Annotated in this window: 20 protein-coding genes; 8 read left to right on the top strand and 12 right to left on the bottom strand. The window is 71.1% G+C overall.

The genetic code is table 11. The features are described from left to right. Positions 1-137: 137 nt before the first annotated feature. Together KBX50_RS29765 and KBX50_RS29760 are read right to left on the bottom strand one after the other, a co-directional pair. Positions 138-1,181: a TRM11 family methyltransferase gene (locus tag KBX50_RS29765; protein ID WP_210941182.1), complete on the bottom strand. Its 1,044-nt coding sequence runs from the start codon at positions 1,179-1,181 to the stop codon at positions 138-140. A 129-nt stretch (positions 1,182-1,310) separates the two neighbouring features. Next, on the bottom strand, positions 1,311-2,495 hold the full coding sequence (locus tag KBX50_RS29760; protein WP_210941181.1) for a snapalysin family zinc-dependent metalloprotease: 1,185 nt from the start codon (positions 2,493-2,495) through the stop codon (positions 1,311-1,313). A gap of 230 nt (positions 2,496-2,725) precedes the next feature. Here KBX50_RS29760 and KBX50_RS29755 point away from each other — a divergent pair, with 230 nt between their 5' ends. The 5 genes from KBX50_RS29755 (at position 2,726) to KBX50_RS29735 (ending at position 7,179) form a co-directional block, all read left to right on the top strand. Next, on the top strand, positions 2,726-3,298 hold the full coding sequence (locus tag KBX50_RS29755; RefSeq protein ID WP_210941180.1) for a hypothetical protein: 573 nt from the start codon (positions 2,726-2,728) through the stop codon (positions 3,296-3,298). Between the two features lie 98 nt (positions 3,299-3,396). Further along, positions 3,397-4,077, top strand: coding sequence for a response regulator transcription factor (locus tag KBX50_RS29750; RefSeq protein ID WP_210941179.1), 681 nt, complete (start codon positions 3,397-3,399; stop codon positions 4,075-4,077). Between the two features lie 13 nt (positions 4,078-4,090). Then, positions 4,091-5,599 (top strand): HAMP domain-containing sensor histidine kinase, encoded by a 1,509-nt coding sequence (locus KBX50_RS29745; protein WP_210941178.1) that lies wholly within the window; start codon positions 4,091-4,093, stop codon positions 5,597-5,599. Further along, the gene (locus KBX50_RS29740) at positions 5,596-6,474 is read left to right on the top strand and encodes a Gmad2 immunoglobulin-like domain-containing protein (protein WP_210941177.1); all 879 of its coding nucleotides are present in this window, start codon (positions 5,596-5,598) and stop codon (positions 6,472-6,474) included. The genes KBX50_RS29745 and KBX50_RS29740 overlap by 4 nt, the downstream gene beginning before the upstream one ends. A 78-nt stretch (positions 6,475-6,552) precedes the next feature. Beyond that, positions 6,553-7,179 (top strand): hypothetical protein, encoded by a 627-nt coding sequence (locus KBX50_RS29735; RefSeq protein WP_307871112.1) that lies wholly within the window; start codon positions 6,553-6,555, stop codon positions 7,177-7,179. 252 nt (positions 7,180-7,431) lie between these two features. Here the strand turns inward: KBX50_RS29735 and KBX50_RS29730 are convergent, their stop codons facing one another. Beyond that, entirely contained in the window at positions 7,432-8,577 is a 1,146-nt protein-coding gene (locus tag KBX50_RS29730; RefSeq protein WP_307871111.1) for an FAD-dependent oxidoreductase, read from the bottom strand. A 91-nt stretch (positions 8,578-8,668) separates the two neighbouring features. Between KBX50_RS29730 and KBX50_RS29725 the strand changes: the two genes are divergently transcribed. Both KBX50_RS29725 and KBX50_RS29720 read left to right on the top strand, forming a co-directional pair. Further along, entirely contained in the window at positions 8,669-9,268 is a 600-nt protein-coding gene (locus KBX50_RS29725; protein WP_210941175.1) for a TetR family transcriptional regulator, read from the top strand. A 160-nt stretch (positions 9,269-9,428) separates the two neighbouring features. Next, positions 9,429-10,277, top strand: coding sequence for an esterase family protein (locus KBX50_RS29720; protein ID WP_210941174.1), 849 nt, complete (start codon positions 9,429-9,431; stop codon positions 10,275-10,277). A gap of 1 nt (position 10,278) precedes the next feature. Here the strand turns inward: KBX50_RS29720 and KBX50_RS29715 are convergent, their stop codons facing one another. Next, a complete protein-coding gene (locus KBX50_RS29715; RefSeq protein WP_307871110.1) occupies positions 10,279-11,526 on the bottom strand; it encodes an MFS transporter in 1,248 nt (415 codons plus the stop codon). Positions 11,527-11,646: 120 nt separating this feature from the next. Here KBX50_RS29715 and KBX50_RS29710 point away from each other — a divergent pair, with 120 nt between their 5' ends. Then, positions 11,647-12,705, top strand: coding sequence for a hypothetical protein (locus tag KBX50_RS29710; protein ID WP_210941172.1), 1,059 nt, complete (start codon positions 11,647-11,649; stop codon positions 12,703-12,705). Here KBX50_RS29710 and KBX50_RS29705 read toward each other — a convergent pair. The 8 genes from KBX50_RS29705 to KBX50_RS29670 form a co-directional block, all read right to left on the bottom strand. Then, a complete protein-coding gene (locus KBX50_RS29705; RefSeq protein ID WP_210941171.1) occupies positions 12,677-13,876 on the bottom strand; it encodes an RtcB family protein in 1,200 nt (399 codons plus the stop codon). The genes KBX50_RS29710 and KBX50_RS29705 overlap by 29 nt on opposite strands. 451 nt (positions 13,877-14,327) lie before the next feature. Further along, the gene (mnhG, locus tag KBX50_RS29700) at positions 14,328-14,705 is read right to left on the bottom strand and encodes a monovalent cation/H(+) antiporter subunit G (protein ID WP_210941170.1); all 378 of its coding nucleotides are present in this window, start codon (positions 14,703-14,705) and stop codon (positions 14,328-14,330) included. Beyond that, positions 14,702-14,998 carry a monovalent cation/H+ antiporter complex subunit F gene (locus tag KBX50_RS29695; RefSeq protein WP_210941169.1) on the bottom strand — a complete coding sequence of 99 codons (297 nt, stop codon included), beginning with the start codon at positions 14,996-14,998 and terminating at the stop codon, positions 14,702-14,704. The genes mnhG and KBX50_RS29695 overlap by 4 nt, the downstream gene beginning before the upstream one ends. Continuing rightward, a complete protein-coding gene (locus KBX50_RS29690; RefSeq protein ID WP_307871109.1) occupies positions 14,995-15,609 on the bottom strand; it encodes a Na+/H+ antiporter subunit E in 615 nt (204 codons plus the stop codon). Before KBX50_RS29690 ends, KBX50_RS29695 begins: the two co-directional genes overlap by 4 nt. Further along, positions 15,606-17,180 carry a Na+/H+ antiporter subunit D gene (locus tag KBX50_RS29685; protein WP_210941168.1) on the bottom strand — a complete coding sequence of 525 codons (1,575 nt, stop codon included), beginning with the start codon at positions 17,178-17,180 and terminating at the stop codon, positions 15,606-15,608. Before KBX50_RS29685 ends, KBX50_RS29690 begins: the two co-directional genes overlap by 4 nt. Further along, entirely contained in the window at positions 17,177-17,644 is a 468-nt protein-coding gene (locus tag KBX50_RS29680) for a Na(+)/H(+) antiporter subunit C (protein ID WP_210941167.1), read from the bottom strand. Before KBX50_RS29680 ends, KBX50_RS29685 begins: the two co-directional genes overlap by 4 nt. After that, positions 17,641-20,472: a Na+/H+ antiporter subunit A gene (locus tag KBX50_RS29675; RefSeq protein ID WP_210941166.1), complete on the bottom strand. Its 2,832-nt coding sequence runs from the start codon at positions 20,470-20,472 to the stop codon at positions 17,641-17,643. Before KBX50_RS29675 ends, KBX50_RS29680 begins: the two co-directional genes overlap by 4 nt. A 105-nt stretch (positions 20,473-20,577) precedes the next feature. Then, positions 20,578-21,483, bottom strand: a complete 906-nt coding sequence (locus KBX50_RS29670; protein ID WP_307871108.1) for an ion transporter — start codon at positions 21,481-21,483, stop codon at positions 20,578-20,580. Between the last annotated feature and the right edge of the window lie 78 nt (positions 21,484-21,561).

Here is a 21,561-nt window from a genome sequence, read left to right as displayed (position 1 = left end):
ACCCTCCCCCACCCCCGCACACCCGGGTTGATCATGAGGTTAGCGGCAGTTTCAGAGATCAACATCGCCGCTAACCTCATGATCAACGGGGCAGAACAGGTGGGGCAGAACAGGCGGGGTACAACAGGTGGGGTGGGTCAGTGGGGTTTGTGGGCTACCAGGACGTCGCGGACTATGGACTGGTCGACGCGGTGGGCGAGGGCGCGCCAGGGGCCGGTGTCCAGGACGGTGAGGCCGGCGGCGGCCAGGCACTCAGCGGCGGCCTCGCGGCGGGCGACGTTCGTGTTCCAGGAGATGCCCAGCGCGCCACCGGGGCGCAGCACCCGCGCCCACCCGGGGGCGGCGGCGGTGAGCAGGGCGAGCGGATCGCGGGCCAGCCCGTTCTCGGCCGTACGGCTGCCGTGCTGCACCCCGTACGGCGCGTCGGCCACCACCACGTCGATCGTCTCCGGGCGGAAGAACTCACCGACCCGGGTGGTGTCCGCGTTCACCACGTCCACCGACTGCACGTCGCCCGCCTTGTGGGCCTCCTTCGAGGCGGCCAACTCCACCCGTAGCCGCCGACCGACCACCTTGCGCTCCCGGCGGATCGGCCCGGACTCCAACACCCGGTGCTTGATCCGCTTGCGCTTGAGCCAGGTGCTCAGAAACGTCTGGTACGCCTCGAAGTCCTTGCTGTCCCGATCGAGGCCGGCGGCGTCGAAGCCGTACATCATCGCCTGGTTGAGGGTGGTGCCCCGGCCGCACAGCGGGTCGAGCACCCGGAACCGCCGGGTCAGCAGGTCACCGGCCCCGTCCGAGGCGAGCAACGTGACGTTGAGCAGCAGCTTGGTGAACTGCTCGTTGGTCTTGCCCGGATACTTCTGGATGGTGAGCAGGTCGTCGTCGAAGCGGTCCAGCCGGGTCACCGGCACGGGCCGCAGCAGGTCACCGACGAACTCGAAGATCGCGTACGCGCCGGAGAGGTTGCCCAGCAACGCGGCGTCCTGCTCGCTCAGGCCTCCGACGACCTCGAACGTGATGTAACGCGCCCCGCCGATGGTCGCGGTCGCCACCTCACCGATTCGCCCACCGAGCACCGCGTCGCCGAAAATCTCCAGCTCCGCCCGCGTCAGCTCCACGGCCGCCCCCGAGTACACCCGGTTACTCGACGGCAGACTCAGCACCCCATACCTCGCCACGACCGCCCACTATCCCACCCCACCCCCGCACTCCCCCGCGCCCCCTCGCCGATCATGCAGTTGTGGCACCCGGAACACCCCCTTTCGAGGCGTTCGTGAGGCACCACAACTGCATGATCAGCGCAGCTGTCAGGCGGGGAGGCCGCCGACCTGGGAGTTGATCCAGGAGCGGATCGAGGGCAGGTCACCGTAGATGGACGGGCCGGTGGCGCAGGTGGAGTTGTTGTTGCCCGCCCGGCTGGTCGCGCCGATGACGTTCCACACGCCGTTGATCCGGCGCACCTGGGGACCGCCGGAGTCGCCGTAGCAGGCGCCGGCGTTGCCGTTGGTGTTGTTGGTGCAGATCTCGTACGGGCCGTTGATGCCGCTGCACCGGCTGTCGGACACGATCGAGGTGTCCAGCTCGTGGGCCACGGTGGGCGCGGAGCCGCAGCCGCGGGGTGCGCAGGTCTGGCCCCAGCCGATGATCCGGGTGGCCGTGCCGACGGCGCCGGAGGTGGTCGGGATGGGGGCCGGCGCGTAGCTGACCGAGCTGGCGAGTTGGAACAGCTTGACGTCGATGCTCGGGTGGTTGACCGCCCGGCTGACCCGGACGACCGTGCCGCCGCTGGTGCGGTTGATGCTGCCCACCCGCACCGACGACGGGGTCGGGCAGTGCCGCGCGGTGACCACCCAGTTGGACTTGATCAGGGTGCCGGTGCAGCCGGAGGTGTAGACGAGCCACGGGTAGTTCTCGGTTGCCGGGCGGCCGTTGACCACCAGGATCCCGACACCGGTGTCCTCGGTCCAGGTGTAGCTGCCGGCCGCCGCCGACGAGCGCGCGCTGCCGGCGAAGAGCTGGTTGACCCGGCTCGCCTCGGCGGCGCTGGGGTACGCGTTGGTGCAGGAGACCGGCGCGCTGCTGCCGGACATCAGGTCGGAGCAGAGCCCGGTGCGCCGGTCGGGCAGACCGAGGATGTGACCGAACTCGTGGGTGGCGATCCTGGTGCGGTGGTAGCCCTGGTTGACCGCCTGCCAGCCCATCCAGATGCGTCCGGAGCCGAGCCCGGTGACCTGCGCCCGGGGCCAGCCGCTGTCGACGTAGATGGTGACGCTGGCGGGCGTGCCGGGCACCAGCCGCACGTTGCTGACCCGACTGTTCCAGATCTGCGCGGCCTGGTCGAAGTTGGTCCGGAACTCGCCGGCCCGGCTGGCGTCGTAGTAGACGGTCCGGGCCGCCGAGGCGCTGGCGGCGGTGGCCACCTGAAGCCCCGTCGCCGCCAGCACCGCCGCCAGCGCGGCGGTGGCCGCGCGCAGCAGTTGTCGTCGGATCATCACGCACTCCCTGCAAACTGAGCGGCGCGCCGACACGCCGCAATCGATGTGCGTAAATATTAATGGGCATGCCTAAACGGTTGTCATCGCGAAAGCGTCATACCGCCCGCCGCTGTTACCCCTGCGTTACGCCACGGCGAAACTGCCGTGGCGTAACGGCGCGACCGTGGGATTTCACCAGGTCAAGCCCGCACGTCCCAGGGGCGCGGCGGGCTGGAAGGGAGCACCGAATGAGGACCAGAAGGACCGTCACCACGCTGCTCGTGGCGCTCGCCGCGCTGATCGCCGCGACGGCCGCGCCGACCACCGCCACACAGGCGGCGACCGGCGCGCCGTACTGCGGAATCACCTGGGGCAGCGCCGACAAGACCGCCGGGGCGCTCAGCTCCGCGCCACTGATCGACGTGCGAACCGGTCGGCACGACTGTCACGACCGGGTGGTGTTCGAGTTCGACGGCCCGGTCACCGGCTACAGCGTCGCCTACGGCGAGACGTACACCGAGGGTGAAGGGTTGCCGCTGTCGCCGTACACCGCCGGTGGCGCGCTGCTGCGGGTCTCGCTGCGCGCCCCCGCGTACGACGACGAGCACCTCGCGACGGTGCCGTACCGGACCGGCGAGCACGCGGCCAACGTGCTGCGCTACCAGACCCTGCGCGACGTGGTCTTCGGCGGCAGTTTCGAGGGCTACAGCACCTTCGCCGTCGGTGTCCGCGCCCGGCTGCCGTTCCGGGTGTTCGTGCTGGCCGGACCCGGCAGTCACAGCCGGATCGTGCTCGACGTGGCGCACCAGTGGCAGGAATGACCGACCGTTGCGGTGAGGGTCCGGCACCGGCCGGACCCTCACCGCCACCCGTCACGCCGGGCGACGTACCGACCGCCCGGGACTACCCTGGGTGCATCATGGACGGCCGCGTGCTGGTGGTCGAGGACGACGCCTCCATCCGGGAGGTCACCGCCCTCGGGCTGCGCCGCGCCGGGTTCCGGGTGGACACCGCCGCCGACGGCCGGCAGGCGTTGACCGCCTGGCGGGCCGGGACCGTCGACCTGATCGTGCTGGACATCATGCTGCCTGGCCTCGACGGCCTCCAGGTGTGTCGGGAGATCCGACGCAGCAGCGCGGTGCCGATCCTCATGCTGACCGCCCGCACCGACACCATCGACGTGGTGGTCGGCCTCGAGTGCGGCGCCGACGACTACCTGCGCAAACCCTTCGACCTGCCCGAGCTGGTGGCCCGGGTCCGTTCGGTGCTACGCCGCGCCGTGGTGCCACCCGAGCCCGGCGCATTGCGGGTCGGCGACCTGGAGATCGACCCAGGCGCGTTCGTGGCCCGCCGGAACGGTCAGGAGCTGCCGCTGACCACCACCGAGTTCCGGCTGCTGCTGGAACTGGCCCGCCGACCGGGGCAGGTGTTCACCCGCGAGCTGCTGCTGGACCGGGTCTGGAACCACAGCTACCTCGGTGACAGTCGGCTGGTCGACGTGGCGGTGCAGCGACTGCGTGCCAAGATCGAGGCGGACCCGGGCACCCCTCGGCTGATCCGCACGGTACGCGGCGCCGGCTACAAGCTCGTCGCCGGATGAGCGGGCGACGGGGATGGGTGCAACGCCAGCACGGAAGACGACGGCAGGATCACCGACCGTCCGTCCCGGCCGGCTGCGCCGCCGGCTGACCATCGCGTTCGTCCTGGTCGCCGGAATCTCCGCCGGGGTGCTCGCCGGTGGGTCGTACCTGCTGCTGCGGCAGGCCCGCTACGACGCGTCGTTGCACGCCGCCGCGGCCGACGCCCGCTACCGGCTGGTGCTCGCCGGACAGTTCCTGCCGCTGACCGAGCAGCGCCGCACCGAACTGCTGACCAGCTTCGAGGGCAGCGACCGGCACGTGGTGCTGATCGCCGAAGACACCTGGCCGTCGGACCCGGGGTACGCGCCGCACCTGACCGAGCGGCTGCGCAGCGCCGTGGCGGCCGGGCAGCTCGGCTACCAGCGCAGCTCCGCGCCGACGTCGCTGCTCGTGGTGGGCGGACGGATTCCGGGCGCGACCGCCGAGCTGTACGTCATCACCGACGAGAACGACCTCGCGGCGGGATTGGCGCAGCTCCGCAACGCGCTCGCCGCCGGCTGGGTGCTGGTGGTGCTGCTCGCCGCCACGGTCGGGCACACCCTCGCCCGGCGGACCCTGGAACCGGTGGGGCGGGCCAGCCGGGCCGCGCGAGCCATCACGGAGGGCCTGCTCGCCACCCGGCTGCCGGTGGCCGGGCGGGACGAGTTCAGCGGTTGGGCGGCGTCGTTCAACGAGATGGCCGAGGCGTTGGAGGCGAAGATCACCGCCCTGCACCACGCACAGGAACGCGAGCGGCGGTTCACCGCCGACGTGGCGCACGAGCTGCGTACCCCGGTGACCGCCCTGGTCGGCGCGGCCTCGCTGCTGCGCGACCACCTCGACCAGTTGCCCACCGATGCCCGGCGCGCCGGTGAGCTGCTGGTCATCGACGTGGTCCGGTTGCGTCGCCTGGTGGAGGACCTGATGGAGATCTCCCGGCTGGACGCCGGGCGGGAGGCGGTGCACGTGACCGACGTGGACGCACCTGACCTGGTGCGCCGGATCGTGGCCGCTCGCGGCTGGCCGGACCGGGTCACGGTCGACGGCGACCCGCTGCGCCTCCGCACCGACCCGCGCCGACTGGAGCGGGTGCTGGGCAACCTGATCGCCAACGCGGTGCAGCATGGTGGCGGTGAGGTCCGGGTGCGGACAGCCCGGGCCGGTGACCGGGTGCACATCGACGTCGACGACCGGGGGCCGGGCATCCCGGCCGAACACCTGCCCCGGCTGTTCGACCGGTTCCACAAGGTCGATCCGGCACGCTCCGGCGGCGGTAGCGGGCTCGGCCTGGCCATCGCCCTGGAGAACGCCCGGCTACTCGGCGGCCGATTGACCGTGCACAGTACCCCCGGCGCCGGCACCCGCTTCCGCCTCGACCTGCCCGACACCGCGCCCGCAAACGTCCCGTCGACGCATACCGCTGCGGCAAGCACGGGTTCGGCTCGGGCGTCGTCGGTGCCGCCCGGCACGCACGGATCCGAGCTGACCGGCGGCACCGGATGAGCCGGTGCCGACTCGCGACGCTGATCGCCCTGGTGCTGCTGGTCGCCGGGTGCGCGCCGTCGCGGTCAGGCTCGCTCGGGCCGGCGCCCACCGCCGCCGCGCCGATCGTGCCAGCCCCCACCAGCGTCGGCCCGTCCGCCACCATCGCGCCGCCGCCCACCGACGTCCCCGCACCGACCACGCCCGGCACCGGCACCACCGGCGTCGCCCGGCCGGAGACCCTCACCCTTGAGCTGTGGTACGTCCGTGACGGGCGGCTCGTCCCGACCCGACGCGCCCGACCCGCCACGGTGGCCACCTCCCGGCTGGCCCTGGCCGAACTGGCCGCCGGGCCGACCCGACGGGAGGCCGACGCCGGTCTGGTCACCCTGCTGCCGGACTGCGCCGAGGTGAGCCGGATCGTCGCCGGTGTCGCCACCGTCCGGCTGGCCGCCGTGGCCGACCCGGTCACCGCCCGGCTCCGGGAGGCGCAGGTGGTCTACACCCTCACCCAGTTTCCCACCGTGCGACAGGTCGACTTCGGCACCGCCGCACCGGCCGGCCGTGCCGACCACGCCGACCTGCTGCCGCCGATCGTGGTCACCGGCCCGGTCATCGGCGGCCGGGTGACCAGCCCGGTCACCGTCACCGGTAGCGCCGACGTCTTCGAGGCGACAGTCAATGTCCGGGTACTCGACGCCGCCGGCCGCCAACTCGCCACCGCCTTCACCACCGCCACCTGCGGCAACGGCTGCCGGGCCGCGTACCGGGTGGCCGTGAGATACCGGCTGTCGGCCGAGCAGACCGGCACCATCGAGGTGTACGAGGTGTCGGCGGTCGACGGCTCCCGCACGAAGGTGGTGGCGGTGCCGGTGACCCTGGCCGCAACACGCTGAGCCGGCTCCGCAGCGATGGGCGGAAGGTCGCTCGCGGCCGGCGCTTCGAACTCGACGACCGCAGTTACGATCTCCGGCGTGTCTGCGAACGCCGTAACCGGGATGGCCGGTGCCTGGACGGCCGGTACCTCGGCCCGCCGGACGGCGCTGCTGGTGCTGTCCGGGTTCGTCATCGCCGCGCTGAACACCGGCATCGGGTACGCCGCCGCCGGCACCAGGGCTGTCGCGATCGGGACCGGCATCGTCCTGTCGCTGGTCTTCGTGTTCGCCGTACGCCTCCTGCACCGCGCGGCCTGGCTGGCCTTCCTCTCCTTCCTCCCGGCCCTCTTCGTCCTCGTCGGTTCGGTGCAGCTCGCCCCCGACCTGGCGCTCGAACAGCGCGGCGTACGCCAGGAGGTCACCGTCGTCGACGCACAGGCCGACGGCAGTCGGCACACCTTCACCCTGTCGGGCGCGACCGGGCCCCTTGCGGAACCGCTGGTCTACCAGGGCAGTGACCCCGGTTACCGGGTCGGCGAGAGGCTCACCGTGCTGACCGACCCGGACGGGCTGCTCACCCTCCAGGACGCCGACCGGGTCGACTCCGGCGGCAAGCTGATCGCGCTCCTGCTCGGCGTCAGTGGCTGGACCTTGATCGCCCTGCTCGCCGGGTGGCGCGGTCACGTCCGCCGCCGCACGGGTCGCGAGGACACCCTGGTGATCTAGCGGCATTCACCGGACCGTACGGTGAGCGTCGCCCACCGACCGTCAATGGGTCGTCCTCATGTTCGGCGTTGGCCCTCGCACCCGGGCGTGCGAAATAGATAGCAATGGAATCCGCGTCATCACCGTCCTCTCCCCCGCCGACGCTCGCCACCGGCCAACCGCCCCGCCGGCCTGGCAGCCGTGGCCGGCGAGGGCTGGGCCGGCCACTTCGACCCGTACGGCTGACCGGCCGCGCCAGGACCGGCGGCACGGTCACCGGTTCTGGCGTTCGATGCCGCGACGGACGAGGCCACGGATGCCGGGCAGGGTGACCGCCCGGATCGTGACCTCGTTCAGCCAGACGTGCAGGCGACTCGGTGGCGCGTACTGGTACATGCCGCGACGGGCGAGCGCCTGCCGCTTGAGCACCTCGGAGCGCAGGCCGGCCTCCCAGTGGGTCAGCGCTGACCGGACGTCGTCGCCGTACCGTCCCAGGGCGGCGCCGAGTTGGTCGGCACCGGCGATCGCCAGGGCCGCGCCATGCCCGGCGAAGAGGCTGACGCACCAGGCCGCGTCACCGAGGAGAACCGTCCGACCGACGCTCCACTGCGGCAGCATGACCTGGCTGACCCGGTCGAAGTAGGCGTTGACCGGGTCGGCCTCCAGGTCACGCAGCGCCCCGGGTACGCCGCCGGCCAGGTCCGCGAAGGCGGCGCGCAACGCGGGCACTGGCCCGCGTCGCAGTTCCCGGTCCGGCTCCGGGCAGCGGTAGGTGAAGAAGGCCGAGGACCGTCGCGGGCCAACGTTGACGATTGCCGCTGTACGTCCCGGGCCGATGTACGTGGTGGCAGACGACGCGGGTATGGCTTCGGGTGGACGGGTGAGCGGAAAGGCCGCCACCACGTACGGCAGGTCGACCCGATGACCGTCGCCGAACAGCGTCGTCCGGGTCGCGGAGTGCACGCCGTCGGCGCCGACGAGCAGATCGGCCTCCTCGGTGGTGCCGTCACTGAGCCTGACCACCACCCGGTCGGCGTCCTGCTCGGCCGAGGTGACGGTGGTGCCGAAGCGGAGGTCGACCCGGTCGCGGACCGCTTCGTACAGCACGTCCTCCAGATCACCCCGGAACACCGTCAAGGTGCGGGGGCCCAGTGCGGCCTCCGCGACGACCGAGGGCACCGTGAGCTTCGGCCGACCGTCCGCTCGGACCAGCACGGTGGTGAACGGGCCCAACGCCCGCCCGGCGAGGGCGGGGACCAGGCCGAGCCGCTCGACGGCGTTATAGCCCCCGCCGAGCAGGTTCACCAGGTAGCCGCCACTGCGCCGGGCCGGGGCACGTTCCACGACGATCGGCTGCCACCCGTCGCGTGCCAGTCGCAGGGCGGTGGCGAGACCGGCTATGCCAGCACCGACGATCACCGTTCGCTTCATTCGGACCCCCAGGTATGAGCGTTTGCTCAAACATGATGAGCGCATGCTCATCCGGGCGCAAGATGCGTAGACTGCCGGCATGCCCCGCGGAGTCGCCATCACCGAGCCTCGGCAGCACCTCTTCGCCGCCGCGGAACGTCTGATCGCGACCGCGGGGCCCAGCCAGCTCACCAGCCGGGCCGTGACGCGGGAGGGCGGCGTCGCCACGGGGCTGCTGTTCGCCCACTTCGCCAGCTTCGACGACTTCCTGACCGGCTACGCGGTCGACCGGAGCTTCCAGATCGCCGCCGTCGTGGCCGGGCTCCCCGACCGCGCCGGCACCGGCACCCTCGACGCGAACCTCAGCGAGACGCTGCTCGCCACCCCGATGATCACGATGCTGGCCGTCACCCGACTCTTCGCCTACCGGCCGATCCTGACGGAAGCCGTCGAAGCGGTGCTGGGCAGCGGAAGCGCTGCGCTGTCGGCACTCGAACGCGCGGTCGTCGGATACCTGGCCGCCGAGCGACACATCGGACGGCTACCCGCAGCCGCCGACACCGAGGCGCTGGCGGTGGCGGTGGTCGGGGTCCTGCACCACGTCGCCCTCACCGACGCAGACGACCCGGCGGCGGCCAGCCGCATCCGTCGCGCCATCACCGCCCTGACGACCGCCGTCACGGTGAGGGCGCCTTCATGACCGTACGTCCGGATGTTGTCGTCCTCGGTGCCGAAGTCGCCGGTCTCGGTACCGACATCCGGCTGGCCGAGGCCGGTACGCGGCCCCAGGATCGTGCTGCTGTCGCGCTCCGATGCCGAATGTCGTTGCCCGGCGTGACGACTGCTCGTAGCGTCGCCGGGTGACCATTGAGGTGCCATTTCGATCCCTCGCCATCGATCAGTCGGACGTCCGCTACCACCACGGCCCCGACTCGCACCGACAGCAGAGCACACCGAGAGGTCAAACCATCGAGTTCAGCTGGGATGACAGCACCATCTATCCGGGTACGTCACGGAAGTTCTGGGTGCATCTGCCCGCCCAGTACGACCCCTCGCGGCCGGCTTCGCTGATCGTGTTCCTCGACGGCCAGTGGTACCTGGATCCGGATGGGGAGGTCCGTGGCGCGATCGTCCTGGACAATCTCATCCACCACGGCGACATCCCGGCCACCGTTGGCCTGTTCGTCGACCCTGGCATCCTCGTGAACGCCGAGCAGCCGAAGAACCGCAACATCGAGTACGACGCGTTCGACGACCGCCTCGTCACCTTCCTGCTGACCGAGATCATCCCGCAGGTCACGGCACGCTACTCGATCGCCGATGACCCGGACCGGTGGGCCATCTGTGGCGGCAGTAGTGGCGGCAATGCGGCGTTCACCGCCGCCTGGCTGCGCCCGGACAAATTCCGACGGGTGGTGAGCTGCCTGTCCAGCTTCGTCCAGATGCCCGGCGGGAATCCGTACCCGGACATCATCGTCAGTGAGGCCCGCAAGCCGCTACGCATCTTCATGCAGGCCGGTCATCGGGATCTGCACTGGAACGAGCCACACCGCAACTGGCTCTCCCACAACCTGCGGGTCGCGGCCGCCCTGGCCGAGGCAGGTTACGACTTCCGGCTCGTACTCGGCGACGGTGGCCACAACCCGAACCACGGTGGCGTCCTCCTGCCAGACGCGCTGCGCTGGCTCTGGCGGTCGACCGACTCCTGACCTACTCCATCGCTTTTGGCGCGACGTCGGGCGTCGCGGCCAGCAGCAGCGCCGCCCCGGCCGCGAAAACGGCGGCGCCAAGATAAACCAAGCCCGGTGACGCGTACGTCAGCGACCAGCCGAACGCCACTCCGGCCGTGACCGGTACGACGGTCTCCGCGACGGCGCCGATGCCGGTCAGCGCACCCTGGACAGTGCCCTGCTCGTCGGCCCGCACGGTGCGAGCAATCCATGACTGCGCGGCGGCACCGGCGAGCGAGCCGAGCACACCGACCGCGCACAGGAGATAGAGAAGCCACGGCACGGACACGAACGCCGTACCGGCGAGCGAGGCGAGACCGAGGAGGCTACCGAGCACTGCGGCGCGCTTGTCGCCGAGACGCCGAACCACCGGTCCGATGGCTCTGGCCTGGTAGACCGCGCTGGCGAGCGCGGAAGCGGCCAGTACGAGCCCGATCTGGGTGCTGCTGAAGGTGAACTGGTGGGTGAGGAAGAATGTCCAGGTCGACTGGTGCGTCATGCGGGCGACATCGGCACAGAACCGGGCGCGGGCGAGGCGGCCGAGCACCGGTCGGCGCAGGACGGCCGCGATGGCACCGAACGGGTTCGCCAGCCGCAGGGTCACCGGGGTGCTCGGGTCACCGGGTCGTGACTCCGGCAGGACGAACCAGCCGTACGCGGCGTTGGCGAAGCACAGTACGGCGGCGGCGACGAAGGGCAGGCGTACGTCGACGGCGCCGAGCAGGCCACCGAGGACCGGACCGGCGACGAAGCCGAGCCCGAACGCGGCGCCGACCAGCCCGTACGCCTGGGCCCGCGCCCTGGGTTCCGTGACGTCGACGATGTAGGCGTTGACCACGGTGTACGTGCCCGCGCAGGCACCAGCGGCAGCGTGGAACACCAGCAGGGTCCACGGGCTTGGCGACGTCGCGTGCGCCAGCCAGTCGACGCCGAGGCAGGTCAACGACGCGAGCAGGACCGGACGGCGGCCGTGGCGGTCGGACAGCCGCCCGAGCAGCGGCGAGACCACGAACTGGAGCAGCCCGTAGACCGAGCCGAGCAGGCCGGACCAGAAGGCAGCTGCGGCGGCGTCCTCGGTGACCGAGGCCATCAGGGTGGGCATGATCGGCACGATCAGACCGAGCCCGAGCATGTCCAGGAAGACGGTGCCGAGGAGAACGGTGAGGGCGGGCGCCCGGCGCATTGCGGCTCCTGAGTGTCGAGAGGGCAGGGCCCCCTCGCGACTCACGGTCCGCCGAAAGTACGGAGGATCAGAATATGTGCGCTGTCAAACCGTTTTCGACATCGTTCGCCGTGGTCGACGCCGGTGCCGCCTCCCGGCGTAATCAGTGGGCGACAGCGTCCCTGGGTGACCGATGATGGGCCGGTGGCCGAGACGACGTCCGTGGTGCGCAGGACGAATTTTCCCGCGTCGAGCGCGGAGGGGGCGTGGCAGGCGCTGGTTCTCGACGTCGGGCAGCCGGACCGACCGGCCCTGCGGGTCGAGGCAGCCGGACGTGGCCTGCTCGTGCTGCGGAGTGGCGACGCGATCCTGCTGTTGGCCAGCGTGGCTGATGACCACTTCGGCGTCGCGTACGCCGCAACGGGCCACCACCGCCCGCCGGTGCCGCCGATAACTGCGGCTCGGGCGGCGGCCGTCGGCGCCGCCGACGCGGGCGGCGCCTGGCTGGCTCGGTGGGCTCATCACTTCGCTACCGCACTGACCGGGACTGGCGCGGGCCCGCTGCATGCCGGCCGCTGGGTCATCCGCGGCGACGTCGGGTACCCGGAGGTCGGCGCGACACAGCGACCGGCCCCGGTTCCGCTGCCGCATGACCGCGGCTGGATCGACTGGTTCAGCGGGGACCGGCACCGGCAGATCCTGCCGCTCCGCCCGCTGGCGAGCCCTGACTCCGCGCGGGTCAAGGCGCATCGGAAGCAGTTCCGGGAGGGTGCCCTGCCGCCGGTCCTGCTGTGGTGGATCAGCGGCCTCGACTGCCACGTCGTGCTGGACGGTCATGATCGGCTCGTCGCCGCGCTCGCCGAGGACGGACAGCCACCGCTGCTCCGGCTCTCCTCGGTGAGCCAGCACCAGGTCGACGGTGAGACGGACAACGCCGTGCGCCGCTACGCGACGACCACCGAGGCCGTACGACACCAGGTGGCCGCCGGCACGCCTGGCGCTGCGGAGGCCCTCGCCGCCGTGCACCGCCGTTTCGCCCGCGAGCTGAGCGGGGTCGGAACCGGTTACGGCACCAGCCGCGCCTGGCCCCTGCGGGGCGGCCCGGCGACCTGGCACCGGCTCGCCGAGGCGCAGGCTCAGGACTGGCACGCGGAGATCTCAGCGGCAGACGACGGGTACGGCCGGCGCCCGCCCCCCGACGGGCGCCGACCGCACCTCAGCCCTTCACGCAGATCACCTGCTTGAGGTGGGCGACCACCTCGACCAGGTCCTCCTGCTGCGCCATCACCTCGTTGATGTCCTTGTACGCCCCGGGGATCTCGTCGACCACCCCGGCGTCCTTGCGGCACTCCACTCCCGACGTCTGCGCCGCCAGGTCAGCGGTGCTGTACGTCCGCTTCGCCTGGGCCCGGGACATCCGCCGGCCCGCCCCGTGCGAGGCCGAGCGGTAGCTCCAGTCGTTGCCGGAGCCACGGACGATGTACGAGCCGGTGCCCATGGAACCGGGGATGATGCCCAGGTCACCGAGGCCGGCCCGGATGGCACCCTTGCGCGTCACCAACACGTCCACCCCCTCGTAGGTCTCCTCCGCCACGTAGTTGTGGTGGCAGCTGATCGGCTCGTCGTACGTGATCTGCGGGAACCGGTCCCGCATCAGGTTCATCAGGACGGCGAGCATGACGGCGCGGTTGCGCCGCGCGTACTCCTGCGCCCACCACAGGTCCCGGCGGTAGGCGTCCATCTCCGGCGTGCCGGCGAGTAACACCGCCAGGTCCCGGTCGGGCAGGTCGGCGTTGTGCGGCAGCCGGCGGGCCACCGCGATGTGCCGCTCGGCCAGTTCCTTGCCGATGTTGCGGGACCCGGAGTGCAGCATCAGCCAGACCCGTCCGGCGTCGGCACCACCCTGTTCCAGGCAGACCTCGATGAAGTGGTTGCCGCCACCGAGGGTGCCGAGCTGCCGACGGGCCCGCGACTCCAGCTGCGCCACCCGCCGGTCCAGGTCGGTGAAGCGCCGCCAGAAGTCATCCCAACCGCGCTGTTCCAGCCCCCGTACCCGGCGCGGGTTCACCGGCTCGTCCCGCTGCGCGAAGCCGACCGGGATGGCGGCCTCCACGGCCCGACGCAGCCCGGCGAGGTCGTCGGGCAGGTCGTCGGCGGTCAGCGAGGTACGCACCGCCGACATGCCGCAGCCGATGTCGACCCCGACGGCCGCCGGTGAGACCGCCTGCCGCATCGCGATGACCGAGCCGACCGTGGCACCCTTGCCGAAGTGCACGTCGGGCATGACCGCGACGCCCTGCACCCATGGCAGCGCGCCGATGTTGCGCAGCTGCCGCGCGGCCTGCGGCTCGATGGCGTACGGGTCGGTCCACACCCGCACCGGCGCCCGCGTTCCCGCGAGCAGGCTGAAGCCCATGGTGGTGTTCTCCTGGTTCTGAGGCGAAGCCCGCCGATCATGCACCTGTGGTCGGTGGAATGCAGCTTTTGCCCCGGTTTGGACAGACCACAACTGCATGATCCACGGCCGCGTGGGCGCGGGTGGCGGGTTGGTGTGAGAGATGCCGGGGGCAGCCCGGGGTCGGTTGGGGTGGTCGCGGGATCGTCGGCGAATCCGTGCCGGTCAGGGTCTGCCCTGCGGCGGCGTGCCGAGCGCCGGGACTACCTGCTGGTCGTCGGGAGGGCGGGTCTGCCGGCGAGCGCGACGGCGGGGCACCACAAACAACGACCGACCTGGCTGCGGTTCAGTTCTCGCACGGCATACTCCTTCCGGCTCCCGTCGTGATCGACCTGATGCCGGAAAGGCTAGGCATGATCCGCGTCGCCCGCAATGGATATTGACCCGGGGCTGCCAGCTCTCGAGGGCCCGGTCAGGCCGGCGCGGAGTGCTCCCGCTCGTCGGCGACACGGTCCAGGTGGGCGGCGAGTTCGTCGGTGACCAGCAGGTCGGTGCGGATGTCCTCGTGCGGGTACGCGACCCGACCGACCATGTGGGCCGCAACCGGGGCCGTGGCAAGGGAGAAGGCACCGACCAGCACCAACGTGGTGATGTCCACCCCGGTACGCAGTCGCAGAGCGCACCCGACCAGCACCAGCAGCAGCCCGAGCACCTGCGGTTTGGCCGCCGCGTGCATCCGGGTGAGCAGATCGGGGAAGCGCACCAGGGCCACCCCGGCGGCCAGGCTGAGCAACGCCCCGGCGATCAGACAGATCGAGGCCACGACATCGAACACCACGTCCAGGCTCACGTCTGGCTCCCGTCCGAGGTGGTGGACGTGGCGCTGTCGTCACGTCGGGCGGCGAACCGGGCGACGCTGACCGAGCCGACGAATCCGAGCACGGCGAGGACGACCAGCACGGGCAACGCGGTGGCGTCCCGGCTGTAGGCGGCCTCCGTGGCGATCGCCGCGACGATGATGGCCAGCAGCACATCGGTGGCCACCGCCCGGTCGAGGATCGACGGCCCGCGGATGACCCTGGCGAGGGTGAGCCCACCCGCCACGGCGAGCAGCACGGTGACGGTCACGGCGACCGCGGTCATGCGGGTACTCCTTCCCGGTCAGCCGGATTCTCCCGGATGCGGCGCAACTCCTCGGGTGAGCCGATGGCCTCGACGATGCGGGCCTCAAGCTCCAGCACGCCGCGGCGGAATCGCTCGACCTCGTCCCGGCTGGTCACGCCCAGTACGTGGATGTAGAGCGTGCCGGTCCGCCGGTCGGCCTCCAGGATCAGGCTGCCCGGCAGCAGCGACAACGCCTCGGCGGTGAGCGTGAGGTTGAGGTCGGTGTTGACCCGCAGACGCGCCGCGATGATCGCGCTCTGCGGAGTGTGGCCAACCCGGATGGCCAACCAGGCGACCTGCGCCGAGGCCACCACGAGGTCGCGCAGGAAGTGCAGCCAGAAGCGGAGCATCGGCAGCGGGTGGATGCGGCCGGCGAAGGTCACCGGCGGCAGCGGGAACACGGCCAGCAGGACGGCGGCCACCACCAGACCACCGATGATGTTGGCCCAGGAGAGGGTGCCCCAGAGCAGCACCCAGACGGCGACCAGCGCGGTCACCGCGATGACCTGGTTGCGCCGCCGGGCCGTGCGGCTCAGCGTGGGACGTAGCGGCTCGTTCGGCTCCGCCGGGGTCAACGGGTCGGAACTCACGGCGCACCTCCCGGGAAGACGGCATCGACGTACGGCGTCCGGCGGAGCAGGTCGTCGGCGGCGTCGGTGCTGAGGTCGAACAACGGGCCGGCGACCACGGTCAACGCCAGCCCGAGCACCACCAGCGCCAGCGTCGGCGCGATCATCAGCTTGGGCAGCACAGCGCCTGACTGCCCGCCGCCACCCCGGTCCGGCTCCACCGCGCCCTCGGTACGGGCCGCCTGCTCGGCGTCGTCGGCGGCAGGCATGTCCGCGTGCGGCGTCCGCCAGAAGGCCAGATTCCACACCCGGGCGATGGCGTAGAGGGTGAGCAGGCTGGTGACCAGCCCGCCAGCCACCAGGATCCAGGCCAGCACACCGCCGTCGTCGACGCCCGCCTGGATCAGGCCGAGCTTGCCGAGGAACCCGGAGAACGGCGGGATGCCGGCGAGGTTCAGCGCGGGCACGAAGAACAGCACGGCGAGCACGGGTGACAGCCGGGCCAGGCCACCGAGACGGTCCAGCGCGGTGCTGCCGCCCCGGCGTTCGACCAGACCGGCGGCGAGGAACAGGGTGGTCTGGATGGTGATGTGGTGCACCACGTAGAAGATCGCCGCGGACAGCCCGAGCGACGAGGTGAGGCCCACCCCGAACAGCATGTAGCCGATGTGGCTGATCAGCGTGAACGACAGCAACCGCTTGATGTCCGACTGGGCTACCGCGCCGAGGATGCCGACCACCATGGTCAGCACCGCCGTCACCAGCAGCAGCGTGGCGGTGCGTCCACCGGGGAACAGCAGCGTCTCGGTACGGATGATCGCGTACACGCCGACCTTGGTGAGCAGGCCGGCGAAGACCGCGGTGACCGGGGCCGGTGCCGTCGGATAGCTGTCCGGCAGCCAGGCCGACAGCGGGAAGACCGCCGCCTTGATGCCGAAGGCCAACAGCAGCATGCCCTGCAACAGCAGGCGCAGGTCGTCCGGCAGGGTGTCCAGCCGGTCGACGAGTTGGGCGAGATTGAGCGTGCCGGTCGAGGCGTAGACCAGGCCGATCGCGATCAGGAAGATCACCGAGGAGAGCAGGCTCACCACCACGTAGGTGGTGCCGGCACGGATCCGGTTCTCAGTGCTGCCCAGGGTCAGCAGCACGTAGCTGGCGACCAGCAGGATCTCGAAACCGACGTAGAGGTTGAACAGGTCACCGGAGAGGAACGCGTTGCAGACACCGGCGGTCAGCACCAGGTAGGTCGGGTGGTAGACCGACAGCGGGGTCTCCTCGTGGCCGTCGGCCATACCCTGCCCGATCGAGTAGACCAGCACGCAGAGCGTCACCGCGGCCGAGACCACCAGCATCAGCGCGGCCAACTGGTCGGCGACCAGCACGATGCCCAACGGGGCGACCCAGCCGCCGACCTGCACCACCAGTGGACCGTGCAGGCTGGACTGCACCAGCAGGGCCGCCGACACCGCCACGGTGGCGGCGAGCACGCTGAGGCTCACCCACCGCTGGGCGTGCGGACGGCCGAGCAGCAGCAGCGTCAGCGCCGCGCCGAGCAGTGGCATCACCACCGGCAGCGGTACGAGGTACGTCATCCGGCCCGACCTGCTTCCACCACGTCGGCACCCGGACGGGCACCGCCGGCCGGCCCGTCGTCGTCACCGGTGCCGCCCTCGATGTCGGCGGTGCCCGGGCCCTCGTCGCGGATCGCGAGATCCATGATCCGGCGGTCCTCGACGTCGTCCTGCACCTCGTCGTGCCCGTTGAGGTGCCAGCTGCGGTACGCCAGGGCGAGCAGGAACGCCGTCATGCCGAGGGTGATGACGATGGCGGTGAGAATCATCGCCTGTGGCAACGGATCACTCATCTGTTCCGGATCGGTGGTGCCGACGATCGGCGCTCCACCGGCCCGTCCGCCGGTCAGCAGGAGCAGGTTGGCGCCGTTGCCGAGCAGGATGACACCCATCAGCACCCGGGTGAGGCTGCGTTCCAGCAGCAACGTCACTCCGGCGGCGACGAGCACGCCGACCACGATCACGTAGGTGAGGTTGGCGCTCACACCAGCTCCTTTTCCCGGCTCTCGGCGGTCTCGGTCTCGCTCTCGCTCTGCCGGTCCATCTCCGCGCCGAGGCTGCGCAGGATGTCCAGCACCAGACCGACGACGATCAGGTAGACACCGACGTCGAAGAAGACCGACGTGACGAAGTGGACGTGCCCCAGCAGCGGTAGGTGGAAATCGAGGACCGCGCTCTGCAGGAACTCGCCGCCGAGCAGCATCGCGCCCACGCCGGTACCGACGGAGACGAACAGCCCGGCACCGAGCACCACACCGGCGTCCACGGGTGCCGCGCCGTTGAGTTCGGTGCGCCCGCCGGCCAGGTAGCGCACGGCCAGCGCGAGACCGGCGACCAGGCCGGCGGCGAAGCCGCCGCCCGGGGCGTTGTGGCCGCTGAACAGCAGGTAGATGGAGAAGAGCACGATCGCGTGGAACAGCAGCCGGGTCACCACCTGGAGGACCACCGACTGGCTCCGGGTGGTGGCACCGGTGGTCAGCCATCGTGGGCGGTTGTATGCCGCCCGGCCGTCACCGGGGATGTCGGCCCGCCGGTGCAGGTCGCCGGCCCGCCGGAAGATCAGGCTGGCCACGCCGGTGGCGGCCACCACCAGCACGGCGATCTCACCCATCGTGTCCCAGGCCCGGATGTCGACCAGGGCCACGTTGACGATGTTCTTGCCACCGCCGTACGACACTGCCTCGTCGGGAAAGCCCACCGAGACCGGAATGGCCTGGCGCGAGCCCGTGGCGACGTACGCCATGCCGGCGGTGACCGCACCGACGGCGACGCCGATCGCGACGCGACCACGCCGGCTGGAACGGATCGGCCGCTCCGAGAACCTCACCGGCAGGCGACGCAGCACCAGCACGAACATGACGATGGTGACGGTCTCCACCAGGAACTGGGTCAGCGCCAGATCGGGTGCGCCGTGCAGGATGAACAGCAACGCGGTGCCGTAGCCGGCCACGCCGACCAGGATCATCGCGGTGAGGCGGCGCAGGGCACGGGCGGCCAGCACCGCCGCCACGATCACCACGGCGGCGGCCACCCCCTGTAGCGGGGTGTCCCAGACGTGGAACCGCTGCGGCCAGGGCGCACCGATCAGCAGCGCCCCGCCGGGCAGCAGCACCAGCACCACCAGGATGACGCCGAGGTAGAACGGCAACGAACCACGCTGGGTGGCACCGGTCAACTCCACCGCCAGCCGGTCGACGCCACCGATGACCCGCGCGTAGACGGTGGCGCTGTCGAACGGCAGCCGCAACGCGGCAGGCACCCGTTCGCGGCGGCGCAACAGGTGGAACAGCCCGGCGCCGCCGGCCACCGCCAGCACCGACAACCCGAGCGCCGGGGTCAGCCCGTGCCAGAGTGCCAGGTGGTAGCCCGGCTCGGCGCTGGGATACAGATCCGCGTACGGGGCGAGCAGCCGGTCCACCGCCGGGGCGAGCAGTCCGGCCGCGGCGCCCGCGAGGGCCAGCGCCGCCGCCGGGGCGACGAACGGCCAGGACACGGTCGCCACCTCGGAGGGCGCGATGTCTGGCTTGCTGGCGAAGGCTCCCCAGAGGAACCGCAGCGTGTACGCGACGGTCAGCGCCGACCCGAGGACCACGCCGGCCAGCACCACCAGGTCGGGCCCGCTGCCGTGCAGCAGCGCCTCGACGGCGGCTTCCTTCGCGACGAACCCGGCCATCGGCGGCAGGCCGGCCATCGACGCCGCCGCGAGCGCGGCCACCCCGGCGAGCACTGGTGCCCGCCGCCCCAACCCGCTGAGTTCGCGTAGGTCCCGGGTACCGGCGGCATGGTCGATGAGCCCGACGGTGAGGAACAGGGTGGCCTTGAACAGGGCATGCGCGAGCACCATGGCCGCACCGGCCAACGCGGTGTCGCGGGTGCCGGCACCGAGAATCACCATCAGCAGGCCGAGCTGGCTGACCGTGCCGTACGCCAACAGCAGCTTGAGGTCGGCCTGGCGCAACGCCGCCCACCCGCCGAGGAACATGGTGACCACGCCGGCGGCCAGCAGCACCGGCCGCCACGGGGTGACCTCGGCGACCGCCGGCCCCATCAGGGCGACCAGGAACACGCCGCCTTTCACCATCGCGGCGGCATGCAGGTACGCGCTGACCGGAGTCGGTGCCGCCATCGCACCCGGCAGCCAGAAGCTGAACGGGAAGATCGCCGACTTGCTGAGCGCGCCGAGCAGGATCAGCACCACCGCCACGGCGAGGTAGCCGCCGTCGGGCAGGTTCCCGGCGATCTCGGACCAGCGGTAGCTGCCGGCGTGCTGGCCGAGCATGACGAACCCGGCGAGCATCGCCAGGCCGCCCAGCGTCGTCACCAGCAGGGCCTGCATGGCCGCCCGCCGGCTGGCCCGTTTCGCCGGGTCGCTACCGATCAGCAGGTACGAGAAGACGGTGGTCAGTTCCCAGAACACGTACAGCAGCAACAGGTCGTCGGAGACCACCAGGCCGAGCATCGCCCCGGCGAAGGCGACGAAGACGGCGGCGAAGCGGCCGAGACCGGGATCGTCGCTGCGGAAGTAACGCGCGCTGTAGGCCAGCACCAACGCGCCCACCCCGCCGACCAGGACGACCATCAGCCAGGACAGCGTGCCCATCCGGAGGGCCAGTTCCAGCCCGAGTTGCGGCACCCACGGCACCGTCTCGACCACCGGCGCACCGTCGCGTACCCCGGCGGTGTGCGTGAAAGCCCAGACCAGCGTCGCGCCCGGTGCCAGCGCCACCAGGTAGAGGGCGTTACGCCCCCACAGCCGCACCAGCCCCGGGGCGATCACCGCTGTCAGCGCATGGACCGCCACCAGTGCCAGCACACAGCCTCCCCAGAGATCATCAGACGGTGTAACGACCCTATCCGGTGACGCCCGTTATCCGCACCCGTCGTGATACTGATCAAAGACGGACGTGCCGGCAGCTGGTCACTCCTTGCCGACCCGACGGAGCCGGCCGTCGTCGCGGTCGATGCGCAGCTCACGTTCCAGCTCGACGATGAGCGTGCGCAGGTCGTCGAGGCGTTGACTGATCGCGATCCGGTCCACCTCGTCGGGCACGCCGTCACCGTCGGAGTCGTAGCCGGGGCCCAACCCTTCAGTCATCTCCAACCGACGCGCCTCCTCCATCGAGTTGACGAAGACCGCGATCAGGATGTTGAGCAGCAGGTTGACGGTGATCACCACGTAGCTGCCGTAGTAGAGCACCGTCCAGGGCGAGAACTCCATCCCCTGCTCGATGAGGTCCGGCAGGGTCTCCAACGACAGCAGCACGAACAGCGTCAGCAGGGAGCGGCCGATGTCTCCGTACTGCTCCGGATAGACCTCGCCGAAAATCAGCCAGCCGGCCATGCCGTACACGTAGAGCGTCACCACGGCCAGCGCGAAGAAGCCGCCGATGCCGGGCAGGCTGCGCCACAACGCGGAGACGATCGTGCGCAGCCCGGGTGAGAACCGTACCAGTCGGACGATCCGCAGCACCCGGACCACCCGTAGCAGCGCCGAGTCGCCGTGCAGGCCGGGGATGAAGATCGCGGCGATCACCAGGAAGTCGAAGACGTTCCAGCCGTGCCGGAAGAAGTCCTGCGGGCACCGACCGTACGCCAGGATCCGAATGGTGATCTCGGCGACGAAGACCGTCCGGAAGCCCCATTCCAAGGCGCGCAACGCGATGCCCGCCGGCCCCAGATCGGGGTACGTCTCCAGGCCGAGGACGATGCCGTTGGCGAGGATCACCACGACGATGGCGATCTCGAATGAGCGGGACGCGGCGAGTCGGGCGCAGCAGGCGAACAACCTGGTGGTACGCGCCTGTCCGCCTCGCGGAGCCGGCACAGGCGTACCACTCATCGTGCGGCCGGCCCCGGTGCGGACACCAGGGCCGGCTCGGCCACCCACCGTCCGTCGGCGGTG

Source organism: Micromonospora sp. C51, assembly GCF_018070435.1.
Lineage (GTDB): Bacteria > Actinomycetota > Actinomycetes > Mycobacteriales > Micromonosporaceae > Micromonospora > Micromonospora sediminimaris.
This window is presented reverse-complemented; position numbering and strand designations above follow the sequence as displayed.